This window comes from Microbacterium sp. NPDC008134 (assembly GCF_042957055.1).
Taxonomy (GTDB): Bacteria; Actinomycetota; Actinomycetes; order Actinomycetales; family Microbacteriaceae; genus Microbacterium.
This window is the reverse complement of sequence record NZ_JBIBHO010000001.1, coordinates 1087928-1105641: the sequence shown is the minus strand read 5'-3', so window position 1 is coordinate 1105641 and position 17714 is coordinate 1087928. Positions and strand designations below refer to the sequence as shown.

18 protein-coding genes and 1 tRNA gene are annotated in these 17714 nt (G+C 70.5%); 4 read left to right on the top strand and 15 right to left on the bottom strand.

The window, feature by feature from the left end; all coding sequences use genetic code 11:
* Positions 1-24: 24 nt before the first annotated feature.
* Both ACFY9N_RS05120 and ACFY9N_RS05115 read right to left on the bottom strand, forming a co-directional pair.
* Positions 25-1338: a D-arabinono-1,4-lactone oxidase gene (locus ACFY9N_RS05120; protein WP_391477233.1), complete on the bottom strand. Its 1314-nt coding sequence runs from the start codon at positions 1336-1338 to the stop codon at positions 25-27.
* Positions 1335-2582 carry an alanine racemase gene (locus tag ACFY9N_RS05115; RefSeq protein WP_391477231.1) on the bottom strand — a complete coding sequence of 416 codons (1248 nt, stop codon included), beginning with the start codon at positions 2580-2582 and terminating at the stop codon, positions 1335-1337. Before ACFY9N_RS05115 ends, ACFY9N_RS05120 begins: the two co-directional genes overlap by 4 nt.
* An 88-nt stretch (positions 2583-2670) precedes the next feature.
* On the opposite strand from ACFY9N_RS05115, the gene ACFY9N_RS05110 reads away from it, so the two are divergent.
* Positions 2671-2743: transfer RNA gene (locus tag ACFY9N_RS05110), tRNA-Leu, on the top strand.
* Between the two features lie 17 nt (positions 2744-2760).
* On the opposite strand, the gene ACFY9N_RS05105 is transcribed toward ACFY9N_RS05110, so the two are convergent.
* The 10 genes from ACFY9N_RS05105 to ACFY9N_RS05060 form a co-directional block, all read right to left on the bottom strand.
* On the bottom strand, positions 2761-3558 hold the full coding sequence (locus ACFY9N_RS05105) for a cation-transporting ATPase (RefSeq protein WP_391477230.1): 798 nt from the start codon (positions 3556-3558) through the stop codon (positions 2761-2763).
* Between the two features lie 286 nt (positions 3559-3844).
* Entirely contained in the window at positions 3845-5341 is a 1497-nt protein-coding gene (locus ACFY9N_RS05100) for an NAD(P)/FAD-dependent oxidoreductase (protein ID WP_391477229.1), read from the bottom strand.
* 38 nt (positions 5342-5379) lie between these two features.
* Positions 5380-6696, bottom strand: coding sequence for a S8 family serine peptidase (locus ACFY9N_RS05095; protein ID WP_391477227.1), 1317 nt, complete (start codon positions 6694-6696; stop codon positions 5380-5382).
* A complete protein-coding gene (locus ACFY9N_RS05090) occupies positions 6693-7235 on the bottom strand; it encodes a DUF501 domain-containing protein (protein ID WP_391477226.1) in 543 nt (180 codons plus the stop codon). Before ACFY9N_RS05090 ends, ACFY9N_RS05095 begins: the two co-directional genes overlap by 4 nt.
* A gap of 46 nt (positions 7236-7281) precedes the next feature.
* A complete protein-coding gene (locus tag ACFY9N_RS05085) occupies positions 7282-7824 on the bottom strand; it encodes a septum formation initiator family protein (RefSeq protein WP_391477224.1) in 543 nt (180 codons plus the stop codon).
* Positions 7825-7855: 31 nt separating this feature from the next.
* Positions 7856-9136 (bottom strand): phosphopyruvate hydratase, encoded by a 1281-nt coding sequence (eno, locus tag ACFY9N_RS05080; RefSeq protein ID WP_391477223.1) that lies wholly within the window; start codon positions 9134-9136, stop codon positions 7856-7858.
* A gap of 116 nt (positions 9137-9252) precedes the next feature.
* Positions 9253-9912, bottom strand: a complete 660-nt coding sequence (locus tag ACFY9N_RS05075; RefSeq protein ID WP_391477222.1) for an O-methyltransferase — start codon at positions 9910-9912, stop codon at positions 9253-9255.
* Between the two features lie 31 nt (positions 9913-9943).
* Complete coding sequence (locus ACFY9N_RS05070) at positions 9944-10870, bottom strand: CPBP family intramembrane glutamic endopeptidase (RefSeq protein ID WP_391477221.1); 927 nt, start codon at positions 10868-10870, stop codon at positions 9944-9946.
* A 3-nt stretch (positions 10871-10873) separates the two neighbouring features.
* The gene (locus ACFY9N_RS05065; RefSeq protein WP_391477220.1) at positions 10874-11914 is read right to left on the bottom strand and encodes a DUF1648 domain-containing protein; all 1041 of its coding nucleotides are present in this window, start codon (positions 11912-11914) and stop codon (positions 10874-10876) included.
* Positions 11911-12261, bottom strand: coding sequence for a GntR family transcriptional regulator (locus tag ACFY9N_RS05060; RefSeq protein ID WP_391477218.1), 351 nt, complete (start codon positions 12259-12261; stop codon positions 11911-11913). Before ACFY9N_RS05060 ends, ACFY9N_RS05065 begins: the two co-directional genes overlap by 4 nt.
* A 99-nt stretch (positions 12262-12360) precedes the next feature.
* Here ACFY9N_RS05060 and ACFY9N_RS05055 point away from each other — a divergent pair, with 99 nt between their 5' ends.
* Both ACFY9N_RS05055 and ACFY9N_RS05050 read left to right on the top strand, forming a co-directional pair.
* Positions 12361-12831, top strand: coding sequence for a PaaI family thioesterase (locus ACFY9N_RS05055; protein ID WP_391477217.1), 471 nt, complete (start codon positions 12361-12363; stop codon positions 12829-12831).
* A gap of 43 nt (positions 12832-12874) precedes the next feature.
* A complete protein-coding gene (locus ACFY9N_RS05050) occupies positions 12875-14140 on the top strand; it encodes an APC family permease (protein WP_391477215.1) in 1266 nt (421 codons plus the stop codon).
* On the opposite strand, the gene ACFY9N_RS05045 is transcribed toward ACFY9N_RS05050, so the two are convergent.
* A complete protein-coding gene (locus tag ACFY9N_RS05045; RefSeq protein WP_391477214.1) occupies positions 14116-14895 on the bottom strand; it encodes a helix-turn-helix domain-containing protein in 780 nt (259 codons plus the stop codon). The genes ACFY9N_RS05050 and ACFY9N_RS05045 overlap by 25 nt on opposite strands.
* Positions 14896-14978: 83 nt before the next feature.
* Between ACFY9N_RS05045 and ACFY9N_RS05040 the strand changes: the two genes are divergently transcribed.
* Positions 14979-15506: a VOC family protein gene (locus ACFY9N_RS05040; protein ID WP_391477213.1), complete on the top strand. Its 528-nt coding sequence runs from the start codon at positions 14979-14981 to the stop codon at positions 15504-15506.
* Here the strand turns inward: ACFY9N_RS05040 and ACFY9N_RS05035 are convergent.
* Positions 15475-16287 carry an SGNH/GDSL hydrolase family protein gene (locus tag ACFY9N_RS05035; RefSeq protein WP_391477212.1) on the bottom strand — a complete coding sequence of 271 codons (813 nt, stop codon included), beginning with the start codon at positions 16285-16287 and terminating at the stop codon, positions 15475-15477. The two genes, ACFY9N_RS05040 and ACFY9N_RS05035, sit on opposite strands and share 32 nt — an antisense overlap.
* A 58-nt stretch (positions 16288-16345) precedes the next feature.
* Positions 16346-17596 (bottom strand): histidine--tRNA ligase, encoded by a 1251-nt coding sequence (gene hisS, locus ACFY9N_RS05030; protein ID WP_391478453.1) that lies wholly within the window; start codon positions 17594-17596, stop codon positions 16346-16348.
* Positions 17597-17714 lie beyond the last annotated feature (118 nt).

Genomic DNA, 17714 nt, shown 5'->3' with positions numbered 1-17714 from the left:
CGCGTCTCCGACCTGTGAATGCCTTCAGGCTCCGAGAATGCGATCCAGGTACCGATTGCGGAAGAGCCGATCGGGGTCGAGTCGGTCGCGCACTGCGACGAAGTCATCGAATCGCGGGTACCGCTCGCGCAGCTGATCGGCGTTCAACGTGTGCAACTTCCCCCAGTGCGGACGCCCTCCGTGCTCGAGCATGATCTGCTCGACCGCCTCGAAGTACTCCGTGGGGTCCGCGCGCCAATAGCGATGCACCGCGATGTAGGCGCTGGCACGCCCGTAGGCGGTCGACAGCCAGCGGTCGTCCTCTGCCGCGAAGCGCACTTCGAGCGGGAACTCGATCCGCCAGCCGCGCTGCGCGATCAGAGCCTGCACTGCGCGGAAGACCGGCACGATCCGGTCCGCCGGAACCGCGTACTCCATCTCGCGGAAGCGCACGGTGCGCGACTGCGTGAGCACGCGGTGGGAGCGGTCGGTGTACTCCCGGTCGCCCGTCAGTTTCACGGCGAGGCGGCTGAAGGGGGGTGTGATGGTCGGTGCCACCTGACCCGCCGCGCACACCGCACGGTAGACGCCGTTCGACAGCAGCGTCTCGTCGATCCACTTGCCCACGATCGGGAGCGGCTTGCGTACGGCCGATTCGTCCAGGCGGGTCTGCCGCTTCGTGAGAGCGACGTCGGTGTGCGGGAACCAGTAGAACTCGAAATGATCGGATGCCGCGGCGCGGTCGTGCAGCGTCGCGAGCACATCGGTCAACGGCGCCGGCTCGTCGACCGCGTGCAGCACGAACGCGGGAACGCACTGCAGCGTCACCTCGACGATGATGCCGAGCGCCCCGAGACCGAGCGCGACGGCGGGCAGCAGATCACTGTTCTGGTCGTCATCGACGCGGAGGAACTCGCCGGCCGCGGTCACCAGGGTCACACCGACGACCTGCGTCGCGAGTCCGCCGAAGCCGGTGCCGGTGCCGTGCGTGCCCGTCGAGATCGCGCCGGAGATCGACTGCCGGTCGATGTCTCCCAGATTCTCCATGGCGAGGCCGAACGGGGCGAGCAGGCCGGGAACGCGATGCAGGCGAGTGCCGGCGAGCAACGTCACCCGGCCTGTCGCGGCATCCGCTGACACCAGCCCCTGCAGGTCGTCGAGCTCGAGCAGTACCCCGGGGGCGACGGCGATCCCGGTGAAACTGTGCCCGGCGCCGACCGCCTTGATCGTCAGCCCCTGCGACGCCGCGGCCACGACGGCGCGCTGCACCCCCTCAGGCGAGCGCGGACGTTCGACGCGGACGGGCTTGACGGATGCCGACCGCCCCCAGTTCTGCCAGGTGCCGCCGATTCTCGTCACAGGAACGCCTTTCCTTCGCCGCGGTAGGTGGGCAATTCGTCGATGATCTCGTCACCCGAGACGAGGTGGTAGTGGTCGATGCGCTCCGCGGGTTCACCGCTCTTCGCGTGCCGGAACCAGACCCGGTCACCGACGCCGAGCGATGTCGCCGCCGGCCCCTGCAACGGCGTTTGCACCTCGCCCGCGGCCTCGCGCGGCAGCGTGCGCAGACCGGTCGGCCATACGGGCCGGGGCTGACGGGAGGCGACGGGCGGACCGGACGCGATCCATCCCCCGCCGAGCACCGTGGCGATGTCACCGGCGGGCCGCCGCACGACATCGAAGGCGAACGCGGATGCCGGGGCGGGTTGGAACGAGCGGTAGCCGTCGAAGAGGTGACCGCCGAGAAGGCCACTCCCGGCACTCGCCTCGGTGAGCGACTCGTCGCTCGCCGTGAACTCGAGGGAGCCCGTGCCGCCGCCGTTGAGGAACTCGAGCGGGACGACGTCCGCAACCGCCGCGACGATCGCGGCCCGCCGCTCGCGCAGCTCGGCCCGGGAGCGTGCCTGGACGAGACGGATGAGCGGAGCATCCGATCCCGCGTCGTCACCCTGCCCCGCGATCTGGGCGTCGTACATCTGCAGCCCGACCAGCCGGAACCCGGGGCGCGCCGCCACCTCGCGGGCGAACGCCGCGACCTCGCCCGCGGTGAAGAGGGCGGATCGGCGAACGCCGATGTGGCCGAGCACGGCCGAGCGCCACGAGGCGTCGACGTCGATCGCGACCCGGATCTCCGGGCGGCTCCCGGGGGCCGCCACGCTGTCGATGACATCGAGGTGCACGGGGTCGTCGACCATCAGGGTGATGCGCTGCGCGGCCTGTTCGTCGGCGAACAGCTGGGCGAGGGCCGCGCGGTCGACCGTCGGGTAGCCGATGACGATGTCGTCGTGCGTCTCCGCCAGCCACAGCGCCTCGGGGAGTGTGAAGGCGAGGATGCCGCGGTAGCCCGGAAGTGCGAGGACGGCGTCGAGCACGGCACGCACGCGCACCGACTTCGAGGCGACACGGATCGGCAGACCCCCCGCGCGCACGAGCATGTCCATCGCGTTGTAGCGGAGCGCGTCACGATCGATCACCGCGACCGGCGCCGGCAGATGCGCGGTGGCGGCCGACAGGCGCGACCAGTATCGCGCGGGGTCCTCCCACTCGGGGGACACCACGGATCGGTGCGGATCGGGGCTCAGTTCGGCTGTGAGGTCGAGCACTCCCCCACCCTACGGCTTCCAGGACTCAGGGTCACGGATCGCGGAACCGGATCGCACGCGGATGCTTCGATAGGCTGGCCACGAAGAGGCCCCCGTAGCCCAATGGCAGAGGCAGGCGACTTAAAATCGCTTCAGTCTGGGTTCGAGTCCCAGCGGGGGCACTCCTCGTGGTCGCAGATCATCGCCCGAAGAAATCGCGGATGTCGGGCAGTCCGAACTCTCCGAGCTTCTCCCCCCAGCCGCTCGCCGTCTCGCCCAGTCCGCTGACCGCTTCTCCGGCCGTCCCGGCGATCCCCTCCGCTGCTCCGGCGAATCCGTCGACATCGACTCCCGCCGCGATCGCCTCGAGGTCGACTCCCTCGGCGAGCGCCGTGAAGTCGACGCCCAGGTTGGCTGCCTGGTCGAGCAGGGGGCCGGCAACGCTGCTGAGCACCGCGCCGCCAGCGACGGCCCCGAGCACGCCGACCGCCGCGCCGCCCACTGCGCCCGCCGCCCCGAGGCCACGGACACCTCCGCGGCCACCCCCGCCGACGCGGGAGAGCAGTCCCCGCATCCGACCGGGCTTCGCCGCCTCGGCCCGGCCGGCCGCCCGAGCGAGGTTGTCGGACGACGCCGATGCCGGACGTTCGTGCGGTGGCAGCTCCGCATGCATGCGCTCCTGGACCTGCGCGCGCTGCGCCGGGGTGAGACGCTCGAAGGCCTCGCGGTGCATCTGTTCGATCCGCTGCGGATCGGCCGTCTGCATCAGATAGTCGTAGCGCGCGATCGCCGCGCGATCGGCGTCGGATGTCGCGGCGCCCGCGCGCGACGCCGAGCCATGCGCTCCGGGAGCGGGCGGCGGTGCGTAGGGGTCATGGCCGCCCGCCGGCTGACGCGGCGCTGCCGTCTGCGGTGCGGTCTGGTGTCGACTGCGATCACCGGAGTCGAGATCCAGCGCCTGCGTGGCCATTCCGATGAGTCGGGAGAGTTTTCCCATGAGATGCGGTTCCTTCGGGTCGTGTGCGGACGACCAGGGGAACCACGACGCAAGGGACGCGGGATCCACGGCTGTCCGCGACGGCGGACGCCAGGTCTCCTCCACCCCGGTCGGGGCCGGTGGGCCGGGACACGTCGACATGTCCGTAATGACGACACCACCGCAGACGGGAGTACTCCCCTTGCACGCACGAGCGTAATGAACGCACCTATGAGCTCCGTGCGAATGCCGGCAGACGCACGAACGCCCCGACTCCGGACGGGAGTCGGGGCGTTCGCGACACGGACTACTTCGCGGCGGCGGGCTCGGCGGCCTTCTCGGCAGCCGGCTTCTTCGCGGCGGGCTTCTTCGCGGGAGCCTTCTTCGCAGGAGCCTTCTCGGCCTTCTCGGCCTTCTCGGCCGCAGCATCCGCCTTCGCCGGCGCCTTCTCGGCGGGCACTGCCGGGGCGGTGGCCGGAGCGGCCGGACGCGGACGGGCGGCGAACTCCTCGAAGACGTAGCGCGGGTTCTGCACCGTCTGCAGGTTCACGATGTCGCGACCGAGCCACAGGTTGTTCCACCAGCCCCACAGCACGCGCCACTTGCGCTCCCACGTCGGCATCGCGAGGCCGTGGTAACCACGGTGCGCGACCCAGGCGACGAAGCCCTTGAGCGCGATCTTTCCGGACTGGAAGACACCGTTGTAGAGGCCGAGACCGGCGACGGCGCCCATGTTCTTGTGGAAGTACTCCTTGGGCTCCTCGCCACGGAGGACGGCCACGAGGTTCTTCGCGAGCAGCTTCGCCTGACGCACGGCGTGCTGCGCGTTGGGGACGCAGAAGCCTCCGACGCCACCGCCCGACAGGTCGGGGACGGCCGAGACGTCACCGGCGGCCCAGGCGCCCTCGACGAAGGCCTCCGGGGTTCCGACGCGCAGGTCTGCGCGGGTCTGGATGCGACCGCGCTCCTCGACGGGAAGGTCACCGCCGCGCACGACGGTCGGGTTCGCCATGACGCCGGCGGTCCAGACGATCACGTCGGTCGGGATGATCTCACCGGTCGACAGTTCGACGTTGCCGTCGACGGCGCCCGTGAGCTGCGTGTCGAGGTGCACGTTCGCACCGCGCTTGGCGAGGTCCTTGAGCACCCACTCGCTCGTCTGCAGGGAGACCTCGGGCATGATGCGGCCCATGGCCTCGATGAGGTGGAAGTGCGTGTCGTCGAAGCTCAGCTGCGGGTACTTGGCTACCAGCGACGAGGCGAGCGAACGCAGCTCGGCGAAGACCTCGATACCGGCGAACCCGCCACCGACGACCACGACCGTCAGCAGGCGGTCGCGCTCGGGGCCGGCGGGGAGCGACGCCGCCTTGTCGAAGTTCGACATCACGCGGTCACGGATCGCGACGGCCTCTTCGATCGTCTTGAGGCCGATCGCGTTGTCGGCGATGCCCGGGATCGGGAACGTGCGCGACACGGCACCGGCGGTGACGACGATCTGGTCGTACGCGAACTCGTACGGCTCGCCCGAGGGCGGCGTGATCGTGGCGACCTTCTCGGCGTGGTTGATGTTCGTCACCTTGGCGGTGATCACGTTCGTGCGCTTGAGGTGGCGACGGTGCGCGACGACCGAGTGACGGGCCTCGATCGAACCTGCGGCGACCTCGGGCAGGAACGGCTGGTACGTCATGTACGGCAGCGGGTCGACCATGGTCACGTCGGCTTCGCCCTTGCGCAGGTGCTTCTCGAGCTTCCATGCGCTGTAGAAGCCTGCGTAGCCTCCACCGACGATCAGAATCTTGGGCACAGTGCTGTTCTGAGGCACAGGGGGACAACTCCTCGGAGTCAGGAATGTGGCGTACGTCGAACGCGCGCCGATCGGATGCGCCGGGCAGCTGCGGTGACGCCAAGCCCCACCAGGATACCAGGGACTGTGAGTGCGACGAGCGGCAGGGTACCGTAGCGCAGTGAATCAGCGCTGGGAAGGAGCGGGGAACCGGCTTCGGTCGGCGCATCGGCTGCGGGGAGCGGCGGAACCTGCACCGGCGTCGCCTCGGGTTCCGGCTCCGGATCGGCCGCCGCGGCCCGACGATACAACCGCACCCACTCGGCCAGATCGCCCATCGGGTTCTTGTCGACCGCCGGGAGATCGGCGGAGATCGCCGCCTGCGCATCCACGAGTCCGTAGCCGTAGAGCGGGTCCGGCACATCCGCGACACCGGGCACGGGGATCGCGGTCTTGATGATGCGGTTGATCACGTCGATCGCCGGGAGGTCGGGGTGGGCCGACCGGATCAGTGCGGCGATGCCCGCGACGATCGGGGCCGCGCCGCTCGTGCCGCTCCAGGAGGCGAGCTTGCCGTCGGCCGAGATCCCCAGCAGCCCCTCGCTCGGCGCCGAGATACCGATCGTGATGCCCTGAGTCGATGCCTCGACGCTGGCCGTGCCGGTCTGGTCGACGCCGCCGACGGTGAGCACGCCGGGGATGGTCGCGGGTGCGCCGATGATGCTCGTGCCGCTCCCCCTGTTGCCGGCGGCGACCACGACGACGACGTCATGCTCGAAGGCGTAGAGGAACGCGTCGTCCCAGCTCTCGTCCCAGTCCAGCGTGTTGGTGGTGAAGGAGAGGTTGATCACGTCAGCACCGTGGTCGACCGCCCAGCGCATGCCCTCGGCGACCTGCTCGCTGAACGGCACGGCGGCCGCGGCACCGAACCCGACCGAGATCGACAGCAGATTCGCCTCGGGGGCGACCCCGATCATGCCGGTGCCGTCGGCGGCACCGCGAGCGGCCGCGAGAGATGCGACCCACGAACCGTGGTTTCCGTCGACCGCACCCAGCGCGGTGCGGCCGTCGGGCGAGCCCGTGCCGGAGACGTCCGTGCCGCCGACCACGGCGTCGCCGAACGCTTCGGGCACTCGACCGATCCCGGTGTCGATCACCGCGATCGTGACGCCCTCACCGCGCGTGGTCTGCCACGCCTCGCGAATCCGCGCGCCGTCGAGCCAGTACTCCTGCGCACGTACGGGATCGGTGGGGTCATCCGGGACGGGACCGGTCCCCGGTCCGGGGGTCGGAGTCGCCGTCGCGCCCAGGAGCAGGACGGACACCGCCACCAGCGCCGCCGCGGCGGTGGTTCGCAGCGTCCGCCCGACCGTCACGCCGACGGATCCGTCTCGTCGCGGAGCGCCGCTCCGGGGTTCTCGCACCGGCACACCTCCGGCGACCAGCTCGAGCGGGCGAGCGCGAGGTCGCCGATCGGGTTGACGCCGGGGCCAGCCGCGAGCGCATGGCCCGCCAGCGCGTGCAGGCACTTCACCCGCGTCGGCATCCCGCCGGCGGAGATTCCATCGATCTCGTCGACATCGCCGAACTGGGCGCGGTCGGCGAGGTACGCCCGGTGCGCGGCCAGGTACCCCGCGGCCACCTCGTCGTCGGTCTCGAGCAACGCGGCGAGCTCGGGCATCACCTGAGTGGCCTCGAGCGTCGACATCGCGGCCGTCGCCGCCGGGTGCGTCAGGTAGTAGAACGTCGGGAAGGGGGTGCCGTCGGGCAGACGGGGCGTCGTCGAGACGACCGTCGGGTTGCCGCAGGCGCAGCGCGCGGCGATGCCGACGACTCCGCGGACGGGCCGCCCGAGCTGGGCCGACACGACGGCGAGTTCGGCGGCGGTGGGCGCGGAGAAAGGCGGCGTGGTCACCCCACCAGCGTAGGGGAGGCTGCCGAGAGGATGCTCGGAGTGGCGGTCACCGCGCGACGGCGGCGGTATCGCTCAGACCGCTCGACACCAGGGTGCGCAGGAGTTGCGGCATCCAGTCGGCAGGTCTCTCCTCGAGCGTGTCGCTGACCGGCTCCTGCTCGCGCGGGAGGTCGGTGGCGTCGAGGTCGTTGTCGATGAGGAAGACGACCTCACCGGGCTTGACGTAGTAGAGGCGCTCGCGCGCCTGCGTCGTGATGTACGCCGGGTCGTCCCAGCGCTCGCGCTCCTGCTCGAGCTCGGCGATCTGCTCTTCGCTGACCTGCACGGAGGCCTCGAGGGCCGCGATCTTCTGCCGCTGGTCGATGAACGTGCCGAGAGTCGGGACGAGCACCCAGGCGCCCAGCACCACGAGCGACAGCATGATCACCGAGAATGCCGAGAGACGGATGCCGGCGGCCCACTCCCGCACGTCGACCTTCGCCTCGGCCGCGCGAGCTCGGCGCTGCGAGGGCTTGGTCGCTGCCCCCCTGCCCGAGGCCGTCTTGGACGCGCCCGGAGACGCCGAAGGAGGAGCCGGTCGTCGTACCACGGCTCCTCCTTCGTCGATGTCTCAGCTGTGATCAGCCCTGGTAGCGCGGGAACGCCGAGCGGCCGGCGAAGACCGCCGCATCGCCCAGTTCCTCTTCGATGCGCAGAAGCTGATTGTACTTCGCGACGCGCTCGCTGCGAGCAGGCGCACCCGCCTTGATCTGACCCGCGTTCGTCGCGACGACGAGGTCGGCGATCGTGGTGTCCTCGGTCTCACCCGAGCGGTGCGAGAGCATCGCGGTGTAGCCCGAGCGCTGCGCCAGGCTGACCGCGTCGAACGTCTCGGTGAGCGTTCCGATCTGGTTGACCTTGACCAGCAGCGAGTTGGCGACGCCGCGCTTGATGCCGTCGGCGAGACGAGCCGGGTTGGTCACGAACAGGTCGTCGCCGACGAGCTGGACCTTCGAGCCGAGCGCCTCGGTGAGGTGCTTCCAGTTGTCCCAGTCGTCCTCGGCGAGGGCGTCCTCGATCGTGACGATCGGGAAGTCGTTGACGAGACCGACGTAGTACTCGGTCAGCGCTTCGGCATCCCAGTCCTTGTTGTCGAGGCGGTAGACGCCGTCGGTGAAGAACTCGGTCGCGGCGACGTCGAGGCCGAGGGCGATGTCGCGACCCGGCGTGAAGCCGGCCTTCTCGATCGCCTTGACGAGGAAGTCGAGGCCCTCACGGTTGCTGGGCAGGTCGGGGGCGAAGCCGCCCTCGTCGCCGAGGCCGGTCGCGTAGCCGGCGGCCTTCAGCTCGCTGCGCAGCACGTGGTAGGTCTCGACGCCCCAGCGGAGGGACTCCGAGTAGGTCTCCGCACCGATCGGGGCGAGGAAGAACTCCTGCATGTCGATGCCGTTGTCGGCGTGCTCGCCACCGTTGATGACGTTGAACAGCGGCACGGGGAGGACGTGCGCGTTCGGTCCGCCGAGGTAGCGGAACAGCGGCAGGTCGGCGGAGTCGGCCGCGGCCTTCGCCACCGCGAGGCTGACGCCGAGGATGGCGTTGGCGCCGACGCGCTTCTTGTTCTCGGTGCCGTCGACCTCGATGAGGATCTCGTCGACGATGCGCTGCTCGCTGGCCTCCACGCCCTCGAGGGCCGGGCCGAGCTCATCGATGACGGCCTCGACGGCCTTCAGCACACCCTTGCCGCTGTAGCGGCTCTTGTCGCCGTCGCGCAGCTCGTACGCCTCGAACGCGCCCGTGGAGGCACCGGAGGGAACGGCGGCACGCTGGACGATGCCATCGTCGAGGAGCACCTCCACCTCGACGGTCGGGTTTCCGCGCGAGTCGAGAATCTCACGTGCGCCTACAGCCTCGATCAGTGCCACTGATGTGCTCCTTGTTCAGGGGGAAAAGTGATGTGGAGCGTCTTCGATCCGTCGCCCAGTCTAGCCCGCCCCCTCCGACGCTCCGAAGCCCCCGCAGGGCGAACGGCAGCCGAACGTCAGACGACGACGGCGATCGCCACACCGTCCCATCCCTTGATGCCGACCGTCTGCAGCGCGGTGGCGTCGAATCGCGGATCGGTGCCGAGCATCCGCAGTCCGTCGCGCGTGCCGACCACCTTCGGATCGGCCGCGTCCTCGCGCACGATCTCGCCCTCGCGGCCGATGTTGTCGAGCACGATCACGGTGCCGGGGTGCCCGAGCTTCGCGGCCCAGTCGAGGTAGATCGTGTTCGACTCCTTGTCGGCGTCGATGAAGACGAGGTCGAAGCCTCCGACGAGGGTCGGCAGGACGTCCGCGCCACGGCCGATCCGGATGTCGACCCGCTCCCCCACGCCGGCGGCGTCGATGCTCTCACGGGCGACGGCCGCGTTGGCTGATTCGGCTTCCACCGTGACGACGCGCCCCTCGGGACCGACCGCTCGTGCCAACCAGATGGTCGAGTACCCGCCGAGAGTGCCGATCTCGAGCACTCGGCGTGCGCCGCTGATCCGTGCGAGGAGGTTCAGCAGCTTGCCGCTGACCGGCGCGACCTCGATCTCGGGCAGGCCCGCGGCACGCTGGGCGGCGAGTGCCGCCTCCAGTGCATCATCGTGTCCGACGAGGGTGTCGGCGAGGTAGACATCGGCGTCCGACCAGGTCTGCGGTGTGGATTCCATGGCCTCAGCCAACCCGGCGGTCGCGGCGGGGTCAAGAGGGTTGACGCCGCGCGAGTTCGGGTTGGCGTCGGAACTGACCGGTGACGAGCAGCACGAGTACGACGACGACGAGAACGATCCAGGTCGCGACCCCGAGTGGACCGGCCAGCGCCATGTCGGGCGGCGTCGCCGCGACGACGAGCACCATACCGGCCGCCGCATTGAGCGCACCGTGCGCGATGACCGCGGGCCACACCGATCCGGATCGCAGCCGCAGCCAGCCGAACAGGACGCCCCACGCCACGCACCCGCCGACCATGAAGAGCAGACCGGTGATGTCGGTGCGTCCGAAGTTGTAGCCGAGCAGGATCACCGGGCTGTGCCAGAGACCCCAGATCGCGCCGCTGAGCACCAGCGCGGGCCAGGTCCCGAGCGGACGCAGGGCGGGCAGCAGCCAGCCGCGCCATCCGAGCTCCTCGCCGAAGGCGAGCACACTGTTGACGAGGGCGCCCGCGGGGATCATGGCGAACTGCGCGAAGACGAGAAATTCGATCGGCGGGGCGGATGCTCCCGGCGGGAGGAGTGCCTCGATCTGCGCCGCGAACCCGGCGAACGCGAGGTCGAGTTGCACGAAACCGAGCGCCGCGGCGACGAGTACCCCGAGGGCCACGAGCACGGGCGGCACGAGCCACGCGGCCACCATCAGCCAGACGACGCGACGGGCCGGGCGCAGGGGCCAGAGCCCGAGGAAACGTGCGCGCTCGCGAGTCGGCGCGCGCAGAGCGAAGACCACGGCGAGCGTCGCCACCGCGGGCGTGAACATCATCACCGGAAGCAATAGCCCGGCGACGGGCTCGGCGAGGCCGTCGCCGAGCCAGAGCGGCAGCGCCACGAGCCAGGCGAGGCCGCACGCGATCGCCACGAACGCGAGGACCGACGGCCACGGTACGCGCGGCAGTTCGGGAGTCGGTGCGGTCATGTCTCAGGCCTCTCTCCGGGCGGCGGTGGCGAGGGCCGCTGCCGCCGTCTCGGCGTCATCGATCGTCACGACGAAGCGGCGCCCGTCGGCGCGCGTGACCTCGATCCCCTCGCCGCGCCGCAGCACGACGCCGGTGCGTCCGTCCAGTCCGTAGCGGAAGCCCCATCCACCGAACTCGCCGAAGGGGTGCACGTCGACCGTGCGCACGGAGGCCACGTCGCGCGCGGGGATCTCCACCTTCGGCCAGCCGACCCGCGAGCGGACGAGGAGTCCTGCCGGCCCGATCCGCACGCGGAAGGCGAAGGTGACCACGAGGGCGAAGATCACGACGGCGACGGAGGCCAGCATGATCACGAGCGACCAGGCGTCACCCGAGCCGGTGGCGAGGATCACCGCGGCGAGCGCGCTCACGACGAGCACCGAGCCCCCGAGCACGGCGAGCCCGCTCCGCGCGATCGTCGCCGTACCGATCCAGACCACCCGCTCGGATGCCGCGGCCGGCAACGGTGCGGCATCGACGACCGCGTCAGATGCCGTGGACGGTGTCGACGGCTGCGCGAACCAGCCCACGACTGCTCCGACGACGAGGAGGACGAATCCGCCGAAGACGGCGAAACCGATGTCGGGTGTCTGCGCGGCATCCGTCAGACCGCGCTGCGAACCGACTCCGACGAGCGTGACCAACGTGATGAGCCCGGCGATGCCGAGGTTCGTGGCCCCCAGGAAACGCGCGGTCGGCGACCACTGGGCACGCTCCCCCGTCGACGTGGCGGCCGTCCCGCCTTTCTCGGGCAGACGGTGGGCGAACCACGCGAGCAGGGCGAACACCGCGATCATCAGCGCGATCCCTGCGAGCACCACGAGGTGCGTCCATCCCGGGCCATAGCCGTCGACGCCGTCGGTGCCCCAGTGGATCGCCGCGGGTTCCGGGATCTCGGGCAGCCACAGCACCACGATGATCGCGGTGACGGCGATCATCGTGAGCGGCACGATCACCCCCACCCACAGGAAAGCGGTGCGGGCTCGGCGGACGGCGGCGGTCATACGGCGATCTCCTTCACGAGAGCGGCAAGGGTGGCGGGAGCGACCCCGAGGGAAGCGGCGCGGGCGACGAGCGCCCGAAGGTCGACGGTGAGCTCGGCGAGCGGTCCGATGGATGTCGAGACCACGGCACCCCTCCCCCGTCGGAGGTCGATCAAGCCCTCGTCACGCAGCTGCTGGTAAGCGTGCAGCACGGTGTGCAGATTGATCTCGAGGGTCTCGGCGACCTCGCGCGCCGAGGGCAGGCGGTCGCCGGGCGCGAGCGATCCCGCGATGACGTCGGCACGCACGGAGGCGGCGACCTGCTCGTAGAGCGGCGTCCCGCTCGCCATGTCGACCCTGATCAGCATCCGACCTTCTTTCTTTGATTAATTCTATGAAAACTAGAACAATTGTCGCAAGCCTCCAGCGAACTTCCTGCCCCGAGCGCCCTCCGCCACACTGGCGCCATGCGCATCACTCCCCGCCGCCTCGCGATCGGCATGAGCCTGTGGGCCCCGAATCTGTTCAGCGGCATCCGCGTCCGCCGCTTCAGCGAGGACTGGACCCGGGCGACCGTCGAGCTGCACGTCAACGTCTTCACCCGCAACTACGTCAAGACGGCGTTCGGCGGATCGATGTCGGCGATGACCGACCCGTACTTCTTCATGCTGGTCATGCACCAGCTCGGCCGGGACTATGTCGTGTGGGACACCCGCGGCGAGATCGACCTCATCAAACCGGGGCGCGGAGTGCTCACCGCGGAGTTCGCGGTCTCGAAGGCACGGGCAGAAGACATCCGACGCAAGGCGCAGGGAGGTGCGAAGGTGCTCGAGTGGTTCGAGACCGTCATCACCGATCGGGAAGGGGACGTCGTCGCCCGCGTGCGGCGCGAGGTCTACATCCGCGAGAAGAAACGGGTGACCGACGCACGTCGGTGACCCGGGTCACCCGCCGTTCACCGATCGATGCGACGATGAGCGGATGCCCCTCGCTCGCCGACTGAGACTTTCCGATGCCGTGTTCATCGGTCTCGGTTCGATGATCGGCGCCGGAGTCTTCTCGGTCTGGGCGCCCGCGATCGGCGTCGCCGGCGCGGGGCTTCCCGTCGCCCTCGCGATCGCGGCGATCGTCGCTTACGCGAACGCCACCGCCTCGGCCCAGCTCGCCGAGGCCCACCCCGTGGCGGGCGGTACCTACGCCTACGCCCGCGCCGAGATCGGCCCGTGGTGGGGATTCGTCGCCGGGTGGAACTTCGTGATCGGCAAGATCGCGAGTTGCGCGGCCATGGCGATGACCTTCGCCGCCTACGCCGCGCCCGCCGGGTGGGAGACGCCCGTCGCGGTGGTCGCCGTCGCCGCCCTCGTCGCGGTGAATTGCTTCGGCGTGACGCGCACGGCTCTGGTCACGCGCCTTCTGGTGGTGGCCTCGCTGATCGGTCTCGCGACAGTCGTCGCCGCGGGGTTCGGCGCATCGCCGGCCACCGCTGCCCTTCCCCTTCCCGATGCGACGGCCTATGGCGTGCTGCAGGGCGCGGGCCTGCTGTTCTTCGCGTTCGCCGGGTACGCCCGCATCGCGACGATGGGCGAGGAGGTCGTGGACCCCGGGCGCACGATCCCCCGGGCGATCCTGCTCGCCCTCGGCGGTGCGGTCGTGGTCTACGGCGCGGTCGCGACCGTCGTGGTGCTCACGCTGGGGGCGGATGCCGCGACGAGCCCCGCCCCGCTGGTCGATGTGCTCTCGGCGACGGGCTGGGAACCACTCGCTCCCGTCGTGCGCGTCGCGGCGTCCACCGCTTCCCTCGGCGCTCTCCTGGCACTGCTCACGGGAATCGGGCGCACGACCCTCGCGATGGCTCGCGAACGCGACCTTCCCGCGGCGCTCGCGAAGGTCGATCCGCGCTGGCAGGTGCCCCGCCGCGCCGAGATCACGATCGGGCTGATCGTGATCTGCATCGTCGCGGTAACCGATCTGCGCGACGCGATCGGATTCTCGTCGTTCGGGGTGCTGCTCTACTACTTGATCGCGAACGCCGCCGCCTTCCGACAGCAGGGGGCGGCTCGTCGCTTCCCCCGCGCACTGCAGGTCGTGGGCGCGCTCGGATGCCTGCTGCTCGTGAACACTCTCCCTGTGGTGGCATCGATCATCGGCACGGCGGTCGTGCTCGTCGGCGCCGTCGGACGAGCATTCGTGCTCCAAGTCCGGTGCCGTCGAGCGTCTCGTCCTCAGCCACCGGCATCCGACCGGTAATCGCTCGGTGCGAACCCGAGCACCGCGCGGAAATCGCGGGTGAGATGCGCGTGGTCGGCATAGCCGAGCTCGGCCGCGATCCGTGAGAGGTCGACGCCCGGGTCATCGCGCACCCGCTGCGCGGCCTCCTGCAGCCGCCGACGCCGGATCATCGCCGCGGGAGCGATCCCGACGTAGCGGTGCGCCATCCGCTGCAGCGTGCGCACCGACACGGCCAGCCGCGTCGTCGCCTCCTCTGGCGAGGTCGCTCCGCGCTCCCCCAGCAGCTCGACAGCGAGCGCGTTCGCCTGGCGTGCGGCGTCGTCGAGCACGCCGACCCGCGCGGTGAGCCACGCACCGAACGCCTCGGTCGCCCGCGCGCGGTGCCCTTCACCCGAGCGCATCGCTTCGGCGACGGCGTCGTGCAGATCGGGCGCAGCGAACGGGCGGATGCCGTCGACCAGCGCCGCAGGATCGTCGAGGAGCGCGCCGACCGCTGCCGGACGAAGGAGGGCGCCGACCGCCCATCCCTCCCCGCGCAGATCCCGGAACGACGCCCGGGTCGTCGCGCCGGACACGCCGACGCCGTCGCGCTCGACCACGAGGTTCACCGCCGGGTATCCGACGACGTGCTGGCGGGAGACCTCGTCGGCTGGGAGCCGCCACTCCGGGATCCAGAACCACTCCACGAGCTCTGCCGTCGCCCCCTCGGGCGCGACCCGGTGGAACGTCGGCAGGCGCTCGGGGTACAGCACGCCTCGGGTCGGATCCACCATGCGCCCACCCTAGATCGAGCGGCCGACACGGGTTGTCGCGGATCTTCAAGCGTGCGGCATCCGCACCGCCGTACGGTCGTCGCATGAACACCGACATCCCCACCACCGGCGTGACCGGAACCCACACCACCGCGGGCCGTCCGCACAGCGCGACGTCTCTCACCCCCTTCCTCGCGATCCCTCGCGCGAGCGATGCGATCGCCTTCTACCGCGACGTCTTCGGAGCACGCGTCGTCGACGTCACCGAGTTCGGCGGCGTCGTCGCGCACGCCGACCTCGACTTCGGCACGGGACTGCTCCAGCTCGGCGAACCGAGCCCCGATTACCACCTCGTGCCGGCGCCGGCGGGTGACGACGACTGCTACTCGATGGGGTTGTACGTCGAAGACGTCGATGCGGTGGTCGCGCGGGCGATCGACGCGGGATCGACGGTGCGCGAAGCACCCTCGCACTTCGTCTCGGGCGATCGCTATGCGAGCATCCGCGATCCGTTCGGCGTGCGCTGGTCGATCATGAGCCGGGTCGAGGATCTCTCCGACGAGGAGAGCGCCCGCCGGGTCGCCGAGTGGGCCGCCTCCTTCAGCGCGACGTCGGACTCGGACGCCTCCTGACCGCCCGCTGTGCTCCGCGGCCGACCGCCGGCAGCAGGGCCTCGGCCGTGCGACGGTAGCCGAGGGGGCTGGGGTGGAAACGATCGAGGCTGAACATCTGCTCCGGCTCGTCGAAGAACATCGGGCCGACCGATCGGCGCAGATCCACGGGCTCGGCTCCGGCGAGGCGCGCGGCATCCGTCTGCGCGATCGCGAGCCGCCGCGACAGGCTCGACACGATCCTCCGCAACGGCTGCGGCACCGGACGCAGCGATCCCAGGTCGGGGCAGGTGCCCACCACCACCTCCGTGCCGAGGGATCGCAGCCGCCGGATCGCCGCATCGAGATGGCGCACCGAGGTCGCGACCGGCAGACGGTGGGTGACATCGTTGCCGCCCACCACGATCACCGCGACATCGGGCCGGTATCCGGTCGCGAGCCCGTCGAGCTGCGCATCGAGGTCCGGGGACTCCGACCCGACGACCGCCGCGGTGCGCAACCGCACCGGCCGGTGCTCACGGAGAGCCAGCCCCTTCGCGAGGCGCCCGCCGAGGGTCTCTTTGCGCCTCGCCGCGCCGAGACCCGCGGCGAGCGAGTCACCGAGAACGAGGAGCTCGATCGGCTCACCGTCGAGGGAGCGCCGCCAGATACGATCCGCGTCCAGCGAATCCTCCCCCAGCGGCTTGCCGATCCGACGGCGGGCGATCGCCGCCTGACGGGTGAGGAGCATCCGGCTCCCGACAACGAGGCTCGCGGTCAGCGCGCCGGCGCCGAGGAGGACCGAGAGGCGTGTTCGTCCCATGCCCCGATTCGATCCCGGAGACGTGAACGCCGCGTGAACGCGAGCGCGGGCCAGGCTGTCAGGCGAGAGGCTTGCGCTCCACCGACTCCACCCCGGCCGAGACCGTGGCGAACGACGTGAAGCCGTCGGCGGACGCCCGCTCGAGCAGCCCCTTGAGGTTCTTGGGGCGGCGTTCCAGACGCACACGCGCACCCTCGGCGATCAAGGCGGTCTTGTGCGCGAGCAGCTCGGCGACCGGGACGTCGGCGTCGTGCACCAGGACGATCGCGTCCTCGTGGTCGTCATCGCCGGCCGTGACGAGGTCGACGAGGCGCTCGAACCCGAGCGAGAAACCCACCGCCGGCACCTGCTGGCCGAGGAAACGGCCGATCATGCCGTCGTAGCGCCCGCCACCGCCCAGCGAATAGCCGACCGAGGGGTGCGCGAGCTCGAAGATCGTGCCGGTGTAATAGCCCATGCCGCGCACGAGGAACGGGTCGAACACGAGCGGGATGTCGCTCGACGCGCGGCCGACGGCGACGGCCTCGCCGATGCCGACGAGGTGGTCGACGATCTCATCGGGGGCATCCGCCGGCAATGCCTTGCGGATCTGGGCCTCACCATAGGGCAGGTACTCGCGCGTCTGCGGGCGGCGCAGGAACGCCTCGAACGCGTCGACGGCGCTCGGGGTCGCGGAGCGCTCGCGCAGTTCTGCGGCGACGCCGTCGGGGCCGATCTTGTCGAGCTTGTCGATCGTGATGAGCACCCCGGGACGCTCGTCCTCGGAGAACCCGAAGCTCCCGAGCATCCAGTCGAGCACCCGACGGTCGTTGATGCGGACCGTCGCCCCTTCGAGCCCCAGCGCGTCGACCGCGTCGAGCGAGGCGACCATGAGTTCGGCCTCGGCGCGCGAGGAATCGTCACCCATGATGTCGATGTCGCACTGCACGAACTGGCGATAGCGCCCCTTCTGCGGCCGCTCGGCCCGCCAGACCGCACCGATCTGGATCGAGCGGAAGACGGCGGGCAGCTGCGCACGGTTGCTGGCATAGAAACGCGCGAGCGGCACGGTCAGGTCGTAGCGCAGACCGAGGTCGGACAGCGCGGCGGGGTCGTCGGCGGCTTCGCGGATGGCGTCGGCGTCGAGGCCGCGGCGGAGGACGTTGTACGCGAGCTTCTCGTTGTCGCCGCCGATGCCGGCATGCAGGCGGGCGTACTCCTCGACGACCGGCGTCTCGATCTCGTCGAAACCGTGCGCACGGTAGCGCTCGCGGATGACGGAGAGCACGCGCTCACGACGGGCCTTGTCGGCGGGGAGGATGTCGCGCATACCGCGCGGCGGGTTCACAGTAGCCACGACTCCATCCTTCCAGGTCTGCTCCGGGGGCTGGGACGCTTCGACAGGCTCAGCGACCCAGAAGGGGGTGGCTCAGCGACCCAGAAGGGGG

What these genes read in the sequence shown, in the direction of transcription:
- ACFY9N_RS05105 (WP_391477230.1), bottom strand. Translation starts at nt 3,558, where the DNA reads ATGGGAAAACTCTCCCGACTCATCGGAATGGCCACGCAGGCGCTGGAT.
- ACFY9N_RS05075 (WP_391477222.1), bottom strand. Translation starts at nt 9,912, where the DNA reads ATGGAATCCACACCGCAGACCTGGTCGGACGCCGATGTCTACCTCGCC.
- ACFY9N_RS05070 (WP_391477221.1), bottom strand. Translation starts at nt 10,870, where the DNA reads ATGACCGCACCGACTCCCGAACTGCCGCGCGTACCGTGGCCGTCGGTC.
- ACFY9N_RS05065 (WP_391477220.1), bottom strand. Translation starts at nt 11,914, where the DNA reads ATGACCGCCGCCGTCCGCCGAGCCCGCACCGCTTTCCTGTGGGTGGGG.
- ACFY9N_RS05060 (WP_391477218.1), bottom strand. Translation starts at nt 12,261, where the DNA reads ATGCTGATCAGGGTCGACATGGCGAGCGGGACGCCGCTCTACGAGCAG.
- ACFY9N_RS05055 (WP_391477217.1), top strand. Translation starts at nt 12,361, where the DNA reads ATGCGCATCACTCCCCGCCGCCTCGCGATCGGCATGAGCCTGTGGGCC.
- ACFY9N_RS05050 (WP_391477215.1), top strand. Translation starts at nt 12,875, where the DNA reads ATGCCCCTCGCTCGCCGACTGAGACTTTCCGATGCCGTGTTCATCGGT.
- ACFY9N_RS05045 (WP_391477214.1), bottom strand. Translation starts at nt 14,895, where the DNA reads ATGGTGGATCCGACCCGAGGCGTGCTGTACCCCGAGCGCCTGCCGACG.
- ACFY9N_RS05040 (WP_391477213.1), top strand. Translation starts at nt 14,979, where the DNA reads ATGAACACCGACATCCCCACCACCGGCGTGACCGGAACCCACACCACC.
- ACFY9N_RS05035 (WP_391477212.1), bottom strand. Translation starts at nt 16,287, where the DNA reads ATGGGACGAACACGCCTCTCGGTCCTCCTCGGCGCCGGCGCGCTGACC.
- hisS (WP_391478453.1), bottom strand. Translation starts at nt 17,596, where the DNA reads ATGCGCGACATCCTCCCCGCCGACAAGGCCCGTCGTGAGCGCGTGCTC.